At 70.3% G+C, this 12,538-nt stretch carries 8 protein-coding genes; 4 read left to right on the forward strand and 4 right to left on the reverse strand.

The window, feature by feature from the left end; translation table 11 throughout:
* The first annotated feature begins 4 nt into the window (after positions 1-4).
* A complete protein-coding gene (locus ACNJ93_RS05155) occupies positions 5-676 on the forward strand; it encodes a response regulator (protein ID WP_418956129.1) in 672 nt (223 codons plus the stop codon).
* Between the two features lie 123 nt (positions 677-799).
* On the opposite strand, the gene ACNJ93_RS05160 is transcribed toward ACNJ93_RS05155, so the two are convergent.
* From ACNJ93_RS05160 to metH, 4 genes are all read right to left on the reverse strand, one after another.
* Positions 800-2,386 carry an ABC transporter substrate-binding protein gene (locus ACNJ93_RS05160; RefSeq protein WP_418956130.1) on the reverse strand — a complete coding sequence of 529 codons (1,587 nt, stop codon included), beginning with the start codon at positions 2,384-2,386 and terminating at the stop codon, positions 800-802.
* Between the two features lie 68 nt (positions 2,387-2,454).
* A complete protein-coding gene (locus tag ACNJ93_RS05165) occupies positions 2,455-4,059 on the reverse strand; it encodes an ABC transporter substrate-binding protein (protein ID WP_418956131.1) in 1,605 nt (534 codons plus the stop codon).
* Positions 4,060-4,558: 499 nt separating this feature from the next.
* Entirely contained in the window at positions 4,559-5,257 is a 699-nt protein-coding gene (locus ACNJ93_RS05170) for an HAD family hydrolase (protein WP_418956132.1), read from the reverse strand.
* Between the two features lie 131 nt (positions 5,258-5,388).
* Complete coding sequence (gene metH, locus ACNJ93_RS05175; RefSeq protein WP_418956133.1) at positions 5,389-8,898, reverse strand: methionine synthase; 3,510 nt, start codon at positions 8,896-8,898, stop codon at positions 5,389-5,391.
* Between the two features lie 266 nt (positions 8,899-9,164).
* Here metH and ACNJ93_RS05180 point away from each other — a divergent pair, with 266 nt between their 5' ends.
* From ACNJ93_RS05180 to glpK, 3 genes are all read left to right on the forward strand, one after another.
* Positions 9,165-9,929 (forward strand): IclR family transcriptional regulator, encoded by a 765-nt coding sequence (locus tag ACNJ93_RS05180; protein WP_418956134.1) that lies wholly within the window; start codon positions 9,165-9,167, stop codon positions 9,927-9,929.
* A gap of 256 nt (positions 9,930-10,185) precedes the next feature.
* A complete protein-coding gene (locus ACNJ93_RS05185) occupies positions 10,186-10,971 on the forward strand; it encodes an MIP/aquaporin family protein (protein ID WP_418956135.1) in 786 nt (261 codons plus the stop codon).
* Positions 10,972-11,006: 35 nt separating this feature from the next.
* Positions 11,007-12,533, forward strand: a complete 1,527-nt coding sequence (gene glpK, locus ACNJ93_RS05190; RefSeq protein WP_418956136.1) for a glycerol kinase GlpK — start codon at positions 11,007-11,009, stop codon at positions 12,531-12,533.
* Positions 12,534-12,538 lie beyond the last annotated feature (5 nt).

Genomic DNA, 12,538 nt, shown 5'->3' on the forward strand with positions numbered 1-12,538 from the left:
TCTCGTGGCCATCCGCGTCCTTCTGGTCGACGACCAGCCGCTGCTGCGCACCGGTTTCCGGATGATTCTGGAGGCGGAGCAGGATCTCGCGGTCGTCGGCGAGGCCGGGGACGGTCTGCAGGCGCTGGACCAGGTCCGGGCGCTGCAGCCGGACGTGGTGCTGATGGACATCCGGATGCCTCGGATGGACGGCGTGGAGGCGACCCGTCAGATCACCGGCCCGGGCCGGGACGGCCCGGCGAAGGTGCTGGTGCTGACCACCTTCGACCTGGACGAGTACGTGGTGGAGGCGCTGCGCGCCGGGGCCAGCGGCTTCCTGCTGAAGGACGCGCCGGCGAACGAGCTGGTGCAGGCGATCCGGGTGGTCGCGGCGGGCGAGGCGATGCTGGCGCCGAGCATCACCCGGCGGCTGCTCGACAAGTACGCGGGGCACCTGCCCTCCGGCGAGGAGCAGGTCCCGGACACGCTGGGCACGCTGACGGAGCGTGAGGTCGAGGTGCTGAAGCTGGTGGCGCGGGGCTTGTCGAACGCGGAGATCGCGGCGGATCTGTTCGTCAGCGAGACGACCGTGAAGACGCATGTGGGCCATGTGCTGACGAAGCTGGGGCTGCGGGACCGGGTGCAGGCGGCGGTGTACGCGTACGAGAGCGGTCTGGTGCGGCCGGGCGCCCAGTAGCCCGGCGGAAACGGAACCCGGGCGGAAGCGGAAGCGGAACCGCAAGGACCAGAGGAAGCAGAAGCCGGACGGGCCCGGCGCGCATCGACGGCGCGCCGGGCCCGTTCGCGTTCCGGCCCCGGGTCAGGACTTCTTGAGCTCCCAGAAGCGGAAGACGGTGGAGGCGTCGAGGGTCCACTCCAGGCCGGTGATGTTCTCGGCGGCCACCGCGTACTGCTTGCCCTGCCACAGCGGCAGGATCGGCAGGTCCTCGGCGACGAGGTCCTGCAGCTCGCCGAAGTCGGCGCCGGTGGTGGAGCGGTCGGCGGCGGAGGCGGTCTTCGGGATGATCGTGCCGGTGATCCGCTTGTTCTCGTAGTTGTTCCCGAGGACGTTGCCCTCGCCGAAGAACGGGCCCGTGAAGTTGTCGGGGTCCGGGTAGTCCGGCACCCAGCCCTTCACGTAGACGCCGTACTTGCCGGCCTCGATGTCCTTCTCGTACTGCTCGAACTCGACCGACTTCACGTCGGCCTCGAACAGGCCGCTGTCGTTGAGCTGCTTGGCGATGGCCTCCAGCTCCTGGTCGGTGGCCGGGCCGTAACGGCTGGGCGTGGACCAGAGGGTGAGCTTCACCTTGTCCTTGACGCCGGAGGAGCGGAGCGCGGCCTTGGCCTTCGCGACGTCGGGGCGGCCGCCGTAGTTGTCGAAGAAGGCGGTGTTGTGACCGGCGATGCCGGCCGGGACGATCGAGTACAGCGGCGTGGCGGTCGACTTGTAGACGTCCTCGACGAGCGCCTCGCGGTCGACCAGGTGGGCGATGGCCTTGCGGACGCCCAGCTTGCCGGCGACCGGGTGCTTGAGGTTGAACACCAGGTGCTGGACCTCGGCGCTGCTGCCCTCGACGACCTCGACGCCCTGGTTGGCGCTGGTCGCGGCGGTCTCCAGGGCGGCGATGTCCCCGGCGGCGAGACCTCGGTAGGCGACGTCGATCTCGCCCTTGGTGAGCGCCTCGGACAGGGCCTTGCGGTCGCCGCCGAACAGCTTGAGGGTGACGCCCTGGTTCTGGTGCTCGGCACCGCCCTTGTACTCCGGGTTGACGGAGAAGACGGCCTCGGTCTCGCTGATCCTGTCCAGCTTGTACGGGCCGGAGCCGACGGCCTTGCCGTCGGTGCGCAGCGCGTCGGCCGGGTACTCGCGGTGGTCCACGATCGAGCCGGCGCCGGAGGCGATCTTGCTGGGGAAGGTGGCGTCCGGGACCTTGAGGCGGAAGACGACGGTCCGGTCGTCGGGGGTCTCGATGGTGTCGATGGTCGACAGCAGCGGGCCGGGGCCGGACGGGTCGTCGATCTTCAGCGCCCGCTCGAAGGAGAACTTGACGTCCTTGGAGGTGAGCGGGTGGCCGTTGCTGAACTTGAGGCCCTCGCGCAGGGTGCAGCGGTAGACCTTGCTGCCGCCCTCGAAGGCGCACGTGTCGGCGGCCTCCGGCTCGGGCTCCGTGCCGCCCTTGGGGAAGGCGAGCAGGGACTGGAAGACGTTGTTGAACAGAAGCCAGGAGCCCGGGTCGTAGCCCGCGGCGGGGTCGGTGGCCAGAACCTCGTCCGACATGCCGACGCGGACGGCGTTGTCCGCGCCGCCCGCGCCGCCGCCCGTCTCCGTGCCACAGCCGCTGAGCAGTGCGGTGGCCAGGCCGGCCGCCAGCGGGGCGGTCAGCCACTTGTTGTGTGCCTTCACAGAACCTTGCCTCGTGATCTCTTGCCGGCCGGCCGCGCGCGGGTCGCGCGGCCGGGTAACGCAGGGGGTCAGGCGGTGCCGCGACCGAGCTCCCAGAGCTGCAGGTCGGAGGAGGAGCTCAGGGCCCAGTCGACGCCGGTGAGGTCGTCGCGGGCGGCGACGTACTGCTTGCCCTGCCACAGCGGGAGGACGGGCACGTCGCCGGCGACGATCTCCTGCATCTGCTCGAACGCGGGAGCCGCGGCGTTGCGGTCGGCCTCGCGGCGCGACTGCGGGATCAGCTGCTCGCGGACGACCTTGCTGACGTAGGGGGTGTTGAGGAAGTTGTCCGTGTCGAGGAACGGGGCGACGTAGTTGTCCGGGTCGGGGAAGTCGGGGAACCAGCCCAGCCCGTAGACGGGGTAGTCGCCGCGCTTCTGCGCGGGACGGAACTCCGACCACTTCGTGCCCTTGACGGTGACGTCGAACAGCCCGGTGGCGTTGAGCTGGCCGCGCAGGGCCGCGAACTCCTTGGCGGTGCTGTCGCCGTAGCGGTCGGTGGTGTAGTGCAGGGACAGCTTCACCGGGGTGCTGATGCCGGCGTCGCGCAGCAGCTCGGCGGCCTTGGCCTTGTTCGGCTCGCCGTACTTGTCGAAGAACGAGTTGGTGTGCGCGGGGATGCTCGACGGGATCAGCGAGTAGAGGGGCTGCGCGGTGGAGCCGTAGACCTCGCCGGCGATCCGGCCGCGGTCGACGACGGCGGCGATGGCCTGCCGGACGGCCTTGTTGCGGACGGACGGGTCGGTGGTGTCGAAGGCGAGGTAGCGGATCTCGAGACCGGGGACCTCGATGAGCTCGATGCCCGGCTTCGGCTCGTCCGCGAGCTTCTTGATCTGCTCGGGCTCCAGGGCGCGGGTGGCCATGTCGATCCGGTCGGCCTCCAGCGCCTCGCTCATGGCCTCGGCCGTCGCGAAGGAACGCAGCTCGATCTTGTCGTTGCGGAGCTTGACGTCGCCCTTGTAGCGCGGGTTCTTGCTGAAGACGGCCTTGACGAGCTGGTCGCCGTCGCGCTCGACCTGGAGGGTGTAGGGGCCGGAGCCGTCGACCTCGAAGCCCTCGCGGAGCTTCCTGCCCTCGTACGCGTTCTTGCTGACGATGCCGGCGACCGGGGTGGAGAGCTTGTACGGGAAGGTGGCGTCGGGGGTCTTCAGGTGGAAGACGATCGCCTGCTCGCCCTGCGGCTCGATCTTGTCGATGTTGGAGAGCAGCGCCGAGGGGCCGTTGTCGGACTTGATGGCGAGGACCCGCTCGATGGAGAACTTCACGTCCTCCGAGGTGAGCGGCGAGCCGTCGGCGAAGGTGAGCCCGTCGCGCAGGGTGCAGCGGAAGCTCTGGCTCTCCTTGTCGGTGAAGCCGCAGCCGGAGGCCGCGTCGCCGACCGGGCGGCCGCCGCCCCGCGGGACGTGCATGAGCGTCTGGAGGGTCTGGCGCAGGACGTTCCAGGCACCGGTGTCGTACGCGTACGCCGGGTCGAGGGGCGCGGGGGCGTCCTCGGTGGCGGCGATCTGGTCCGTGGTGCCGACGACGATGTGCTGCTCGTCGCCCCCGCCCACGCCGACGGTGGTACCGCAGCCGGCGAGCAAAGGGGCGAGCACTCCGGCCACGGCCGGCAGCACAAGGGTCTTGCGGTTCACGGAAACGTTCTCCTCATCCGGCTCTGGATGCAGCGGGCACGGAACACTCCGCCGCTGCCGCCCGGTCGGGGCGGAGCGATCGGGCCGGATACAGCGATCGTTCCTGTGGGCGCGGGCAGCGGGGGTTTGCGCCGGCGCACACGGTGTTGCGGCGAAGTACGACCGAAAGATTAGTGCGCGCAAGGGCGGTCCCCTGACGGGGTGGCGGGCTTCCGGTCACCGCTGAGTGATCACAGATGCGCGATGATCGATAATCATGCGCGGGAACGATCCGCTCAATGATCCATGAATGCGGACACATGGGGACGCAGCAAGCGCATGTTCCGGGCATGCGGCACAGAAAGGCCACCTACCCCCGGGTACGCTGGGTGACCAAGGTCACTCGGGCGACCGCGGGAGAGGTGGCCGGGAAGCGGCGGTGGCCGGTCACGCAGGACGCACGGTCCGCAGCCCTCTGTTCCCATCCGCGCGTTCGCGCGAAGGGCCTCGCCGAGGTGGCTCAGGGGCTCGCGATCAGCGTCCGCAGAAACGGTACGTCGACCTCTTCGAGCGAGCGCACCACGACCCGCCCGCCGGCCGGCGCGATCGGCGCCACGGACGGCACCGCGACGACCCGGCAGCCGGCCGCCTCGGCGGAGGCCACCCCGGTCGCGGTGTCCTCGATGACCGCGCACAGCGCCGGGTCGGCCCCGGCCCGCAGGGCGGCCGTGAGGTACGGCTCGGGGTGCGGCTTGGTCCGGGTCACCTCGTCGCCGGCGATGGAGTACGCGAACCGGTCGCGGCCCACCGAGGCGAGCACCCGGTCGATGATCCGCCGGTGCGAGGCGGAGACCAGCGCGGTCGGGATGTCGTGCCGGGCCAGCTCGGCGAGCAGCCGCTCGGCCCCGGGCATCAGGGGCACGCCCCGGTCGATGCGCTGCTCGAACTTCTCGTTGAGCAGCACCGTCAGCTCGGCGAGGGTGATGTCGGCGCCGGTGGCCTCGATGAGGTACCCGGCGCTGCGGCTCATCGGGCCGCCGACCACGATGTCGCGCCAGGACTCGTCCAGCCGGTGGCCGAGCGCGGCGAACGCCTCGACCTCCGCGTCCCACCAGAAGCCCTCGGTGTCCACGAGGGTGCCGTCCATGTCGAGGAAGACCGCCTGCAGGGCGGCGCTGCCGTCGGCACGGAACAGGGACGCGGGGACCGTACTGGTCATCCGGCACACCTCCACGAAGGGACGAAGAGGCCGGCCACCCTCCCCCGCCACGGGAGAGGGCGACCGGCCTGCACTGGACCGACCAGTGTACGGCGGAATCACACGAGACGCACGGATATACCTCCGCACCGTCACCGTGCGTTGAAGTACTTCGCCTCCGGATGGTGGATCACGATGGCGTCCGTGGACTGCTCCGGGTGCAGCTGGAACTCCTCGGAGAGGTGGACGCCGATCCGCTCCGGCCTCAGCAGCTCGGCGATCTTCGCCCGGTCCTCCAGGTCGGGGCAGGCCCCGTAGCCGAGCGAGAAGCGCGCGCCGCGGTACTTGAGGTCGAACATGTCCTCGACGTTCGCCGGGTCCTCGCCGCCGAAGCCCAGCTCGGCGCGGACCCGGGCGTGCCAGTACTCGGCGAGGGCCTCGGCCAGCTGCACGGACAGGCCGTGCAGCTCCAGGTAGTCACGGTAGGAGTCGGCGGCGAACAGCTCGGCCGTGGCCTCGCCGATCCGCGAGCCGACGGTGACGACCTGGAGGCCGACCACGTCGGTCTCGCCGGACTCCTCCGGGCGGAAGAAGTCGGCGAGGCAGAGCCGGCGGCCGCGGCGCTGGCGCGGGAAGGTGAAGCGGGTCCGCTCGTTGCCCTCCTCGTCCAGGATGATCAGGTCGTCGCCCTTGGAGACGCACGGGAAGTAGCCGTGGACGACGGCCGCCTCCAGGAGGTTGTCGGTGTGCAGCCGGTGCAGCCAGCCGCGCAGCCGCGGCCGGCCCTCGGTCTCCACCAGCTCCTCGTACGTCGGCCCGTCGCCGGCGCGGTTCTGCTTCAGGCCCCACTGGCCCTTGAAGAGGGCGCCCTCGTCGAGCCAGCTCGCGTAGTCCTTGAGCGGGATGCCCTTGACCACGCGGGTGCCCCAGAACGGCGGGGTGGGCACCGGGTTGTCGGTCGCCACGTCCGAGCGGCCGGCGGGCTCCGGCTCGGTGATCTCCAGGGCGGTGTCCCGCTTGGCGACCCGGCGCTGCTTCAGCTCCGGCAGCGCGGCCCCGGGCACGCCGCGCTTGACCGCGATCAGCGCGTCCATCAGGCGCAGGCCCTCGAAGGCGTCGCGGGCGTAGCGGACCTCGCCCTGGTAGATCTCGTGGAGGTCCTGCTCGACGTAGGCGCGGGTGAGGGCCGCGCCGCCGAGGATCACCGGGTACTTGGCGGCCAGCTCGCGCTGGTTCAGCTCCTCCAGGTTCTCCTTCATGATCACGGTGGACTTCACGAGGAGGCCGGACATGCCGATGACGTCGGCCCGGTGCTCCTCGGCGGCGTCGAGGATCGCGGAGACGGGCTGCTTGATGCCCAGGTTGACGACGTTGTAGCCGTTGTTGGACAGGATGATGTCGACGAGGTTCTTGCCGATGTCGTGGACGTCGCCGCGGACGGTGGCGAGCACGATGGTGCCCTTGCCCTCCGCGTCGGACTTCTCCATGTGCGGCTCCAGGTAGGCCACCGCGGTCTTCATGACCTCGGCGGACTGGAGCACGAACGGCAGCTGCATCTGGCCGGAGCCGAAGAGCTCGCCGACGACCTTCATGCCGTCGAGCAGGGTGTTGTTGACGATGTCGAGGGCCGGGGTGTCCTGAAGCGCCTCGTCGAGGTCGGCCTCCAGGCCGTTCTTCTCGCCGTCGATGATGCGCCGCTTGAGCCGCTCCTCCAGCGGCAGGGCCAGCAGTTCCTCGGCCTTGCCGGCCTTGAGGGACTTGGCGGTGGCGCCCTCGAACAGCGCCATCAGCTTCTGCAGCGGGTCGTAGTCCTCGGTGCGGCGGTCGTAGATCAGGTCCAGCGCCGTCTGCACCTGCTCGTCCTCGAAACGCGCGATCGGCAGGATCTTGGAGGCGTGCACGATCGCCGAGTCGAGGCCCGCCTTGACGCACTCGTCGAGGAAGACGGAGTTGAGCAGGATGCGCGCGGCCGGGTTGAGGCCGAAGGAGATGTTGGACAGGCCGAGGGTGGTCTGCACGTCCGGGTGGCGGCGCTTGAGCTCGCGGATCGCCTCGATGGTGTGCACGCCGTCCTTGCGCGACTCCTCCTGACCGGTGCAGATGGTGAAGGTCAGCGTGTCGATGAGGATGTCCGACTCGTGGATGCCCCAGTTGCCGGTGAGGTCGGCGATGATCCGCTCGGCGACGGCGACCTTGTGCTCGACGGTGCGGGCCTGGCCCTCCTCGTCGATGGTGAGCGCGATCAGCGCGGCGCCGTGCTCCTGGGCGAGCCGGGTGACCTTCGCGAAGCGCGACTCGGGGCCGTCGCCGTCCTCGTAGTTGACGGAGTTGATGACGGCCCGCCCGCCGAGCTTCTCCAGGCCGGCCCGGATGACCTCGACCTCGGTGGAGTCCAGCACGATCGGCAGCGTGGAGGCCGTGGCGAAGCGGCCGGCCAGCTCCTCCATGTCGGCGACGCCGTCGCGGCCCACGTAGTCGACGCAGAGGTCGAGCATGTGCGCGCCCTCGCGGATCTGGTCGCGGGCCATCTCGACGCAGTCGTCCCAGCGGCCCTCCAGCATGGCCTCGCGGAACTTCTTGGAGCCGTTGGCGTTGGTGCGCTCGCCGATCGCCAGGTACGAGGTGTCCTGGCGGAACGGGACGGTCTGGTACAGCGAGGCGGCGCCCGGCTCGGGCTGCGGCTCGCGGACGGCGGGGGTGAGGCCCTGGACCCGCTCCACGACCTGGCGCAGGTGCTCGGGCGTGGTGCCGCAGCAGCCGCCGATCAGGGAGAGTCCGTAGTCGCGGACGAAGCCCTCCTGGGCGTCGGCCAGCTCGGCGGGGGTGAGCGGGTAGTGCGCGCCGTCCTTGCCCAGGACCGGCAGGCCGGCGTTGGGCATGCAGGAGAGCGGGATGCGGGAGTGCCGGGCGAGGTAGCGCAGGTGCTCGCTCATCTCGGCGGGGCCGGTGGCGCAGTTCAGGCCGATCATGTCGATGCCGAGCGGCTCCAGGGCGGTGAGCGCCGCGCCGATCTCGGAGCCGAGGAGCATGGTGCCGGTGGTCTCGACGGTCACGGAGACGATCAGCGGCACGTCCGCGCCCAGCGCCTCCAGGGCGCGGCGGGCGCCGATGACGGACGCCTTGGTCTGCAGCAGGTCCTGGGTGGTCTCCACCAGGAGGGCGTCGGCGCCGCCGGCGAGCAGGCCCTCGGCGTTCTGCTGGTAGGCGTCGCGCAGGGTGGTGTAGGGGGCGTGGCCGAGGGTCGGCAGCTTGGTGCCGGGGCCGATGGAGCCGAGCACCCAGCGCTGGCGGCCGGTGTCGGCGGTGTACGCGTCGGCGACCTCTCGGGCGATCCGGGCGCCGGCCTCGGACAGCTCGTGGACCCGCTCGGAGATGTCGTACTCGCCGAGGGCGGCGAAGTTGGCGCCGAAGGTGTTGGTCTCGACGCAGTCGACGCCGGCGGCGAAGTACTCCTCGTGCACCGAACGGACGATGTCGGGGCGCGTGACGTTGAGGATCTCGTTGCAGCCCTCGAGGTTCTGGAAGTCCTCGAGCGTCGGGTCCTGGGCCTGGAGCATGGTGCCCATGGCTCCGTCGGCCACCACCACACGGGTGGCGAGGGCCTCGCGGAGGGCGGCGGCGCGGGTCCGGCTGTCGGCGGAAGGGGTCGGCAACGAGGCCATGGATGTGCTCCCTGGGATGCGACGGCTGTCGGCTTTGCACCCTCGGCGGAGGGCGCACGGGGTCAGCGTAACCGCGGACCTGCCGGGGTGGACACGCTGTCCCACTGAGCGGACGGCATCCTGTGTCGGGGCACTCCCGGTCGGCTCTTTCCTGGCGGACACTGTCTTGTGTGACGCGAGGTCGGCATCGACCGATAGTGTTCAGCATTGTCGAACAGCGTGATCGACGGCGATCATGCGATCCAGGCAGGAGAAAGGGCCGGGCGATGGCGAAGAACATCCAGTCGCTTGAACGGGCGGCGGCGATGCTGCGACTGCTCGCGGGCGGCGAGCGCCGGCTCGGCCTGTCCGACATCGCCTCGTCCCTGGGCCTGGCCAAGGGCACCGCGCACGGCATCCTGCGCACGCTGCAGGCGGAGGGCTTCGTCGAGCAGGACGCCGCCTCCGGGCGGTACCAGCTGGGGGCGGAGCTGCTGCGCCTGGGCAACAGCTATCTGGACGTGCACGAGCTGCGCGCGCGGGCCCTGGTGTGGACGGACGACCTGGCCCGGTCCAGCGGGGAGAGCGTCCACCTCGGCGTGCTGCACCAGCAGGGCGTGCTGATCGTGCACCACGTCTTCCGGCCCGACGACAGCCGCCAGGTCCTGGAGGTCGGGGCCATGCAGCCGCTGCACTCCACGGCCCTGGGCAAGGTGCTCTCGGCCTACGACCCGGTGGCCCACAGCGAGGTGCTTGAGGTCGAGCTGAAGGCGTTCACCGACCGTACGGTCACCGGGCTCGACGACTTCGAGTCGCTGCTCGACATGACGCGGGCCCGGGGGTGGGCCGCGGACGTGGAGGAGACCTGGGAGGGCGTGGCCTCGGTGGCGGCGCCGATCCACGACCGGCGGCGGATGCCGGTGGGCGCGGTGGCCATCACGGGCGCGGTGGAACGCGTCTGCGACGGCGGGGAGCTGCGCTCGGAACTGGTGGCGGCGGTACGCGACTGCGCCCGGGCGGTCTCCCGCGACCTGGGGGCGGGCCGCTTCTGACACCCGGAAACGGAACCTCACGAACCCGCTGGTAACGATCGCGTTATCGGCGGGTTTTTCGTTACCGGAACCCTTGACGCACTGTTCACCCCAGGGCAAAACTTCCGTTCGTCGGTCGGCATTGTCGAACACCTACCGGGAATGACCGCTAGAGTGTGACCGTGCCAAGGGCCGACGACGCCCTCACCTGAGGGCGCGGACCACCGGAGGGACCCGGGGTTCGCCTTCCCCTGGACGAAGGACAAAGGAGTCGCGGGTGTCCAGCTCCGACATCTTCATCGGCGAGGTCATCGGGACCGCCGTACTCATCCTGCTCGGCGGTGGCGTCGTCGCCGCCGTCGTGCTCAAGCGCTCCAAGGCGCAGAACGCCGGCTGGCTCGCGATCACCTTCGGGTGGGGCTTCGCGGTCCTGACGGCCGTCTACATGACCGGCTCCCTCTCGGGCGCCCACCTCAACCCGGCGGTCACCGTCGGCATCGCGATCAAGGACGGCGACTGGAGCAACGTTCCGGTCTACTTCGCCGGCCAGCTGCTCGGTGCCATGGTCGGCGCCTTCCTGGTCTGGATCGCCTACTACGGCCAGTTCCAGGCCCACCTCACCGACCCGGAGATCGTGGGCGACCCGGAGAAGAAGGCCGTGGAGGGCCCGCACGACAACGGCGGCGCCGGCCCCGTGCTCGGCGTGTTCTCCACCGGCCCGGAGGTCCGGGTCGTCTGGCAGAACCTGGCCACCGAGATCATCGGCACGGTCGTGCTGGTCCTCGCAGTGCTCACCCAGGGCCTCAACGACAGCGGCAAGGGCCTCGGCGTCCTCGGCGCCCTGATCACCGCGCTCGTGGTGGTCGGCATCGGCCTCTCGCTCGGCGGCCCCACCGGCTACGCCATCAACCCCGCCCGTGACCTCGGTCCGCGCATCGTGCACGCCCTGCTCCCGCTGCCGAACAAGGGCGGCTCTGACTGGAGCTACGCCTGGATCCCGGTGGTCGGCCCCCTGGTGGGTGGCGCGATCGCCGCGGGTATCTACAACATCGCGTTCGCCTGAGCCGTCCTTCCTCCCGACCTCCCTTGGAGTACCCCGTGACCGACGCACACACCGCCGGCCCCTTCATCGCGGCGATCGACCAGGGCACGACCTCGTCCCGCTGCATCGTCTTCGACCGCGACGGGCGCATCGTCTCCGTCGACCAGAAGGAGCACGAGCAGATCTTCCCGAAGCCGGGCTGGGTGGAGCACGACGCCACCGAGATCTGGACCAACGTCCAGGAGGTGGTCGCCGGAGCGATCGCCAAGGCCGGCATCACCGCCGCCGACGTCAAGGCCATCGGCATCACGAACCAGCGCGAGACCACGCTGCTGTGGGACAAGAACACAGGCGAGCCGGTGCACAACGCCCTCGTCTGGCAGGACACCCGCACCGACGCCCTGTGCAAGGAGCTCGGCCGCAACGTCGGCCAGGACCGGTTCCGCCGCGAGACGGGCCTGCCGCTCGCCTCGTACTTCTCCGGCCCGAAGGTCCGCTGGCTGCTCGACAACGTCGAGGGGCTGCGCGAGCGCGCCGAGCGCGGCGACATCCTCTTCGGCACCATGGACTCCTGGGTCATCTGGAACCTGACCGGCGGCGTCGACGGCGGCAGGCACGTCACGGACGTCACCAACGCCTCGCGCACCATGCTGATGAACCTGCACAGCATGGAGTGGGACGAGAAGATCCTCACCTCCATGGAGGTCCCGGCCGCGGTCCTGCCCGAGATCCGCTCCTCCGCCGAGGTGTACGGCACCGTCAAGGGCGGCGTCCTTGACGGCGTCCCGGTCGCCTCCGCGCTCGGCGACCAGCAGGCCGCCCTGTTCGGCCAGACCTGCTTCTCCGAGGGCGAGGCCAAGTCCACGTACGGCACCGGCACGTTCATGCTGATGAACACCGGCGAGAAGATCATCAACTCCTACAGCGGCCTGCTGACCACGGTCGGCTACCGGATCGGCGACCAGAAGCCGGTCTACGCCCTGGAGGGCTCGATCGCCGTCACCGGTTCGCTGGTGCAGTGGATGCGCGACCAGATGGGTCTGATCAACTCGGCCGCCGAGATCGAGACCCTGGCGTCCTCGGTCGAGGACAACGGCGGCGCGTACTTCGTGCCGGCCTTCTCCGGCCTGTTCGCCCCGTACTGGCGTTCCGACGCCCGCGGTGTGATCGCCGGCCTCACCCGGTACGTCACCAAGGCGCACATCGCCCGCGCCGTCCTGGAGGCCACCGCCTGGCAGACCCGCGAGATCACCGACGCCATGACGAAGGACTCCGGCGTCGAGCTGACCGCGCTGAAGGTCGACGGCGGCATGACCTCCAACAACCTGCTGATGCAGACCCTCTCGGACTTCCTGGACGCGCCGGTCGTGCGCCCCATGGTCGCCGAGACCACCTGCCTCGGCGCGGCCTACGCCGCCGGCCTGGCGGTCGGCTTCTGGCCGGACACCGACGCCCTGCGCGCCAACTGGCGCCGGGCCGCGGAATGGACCCCTCGCATGGACGCCGACCAGCGTGAGCGCGAGTACAAGAACTGGCTCAAGGCCGTCGAGCGGACCATGGGCTGGATCGAGGACGAGGAGTAATTCGA

It is taken from the genome of Streptomyces tritici (assembly GCF_048500665.1).
Classification (GTDB): domain Bacteria; phylum Actinomycetota; class Actinomycetes; order Streptomycetales; family Streptomycetaceae; genus Streptomyces; species Streptomyces tritici.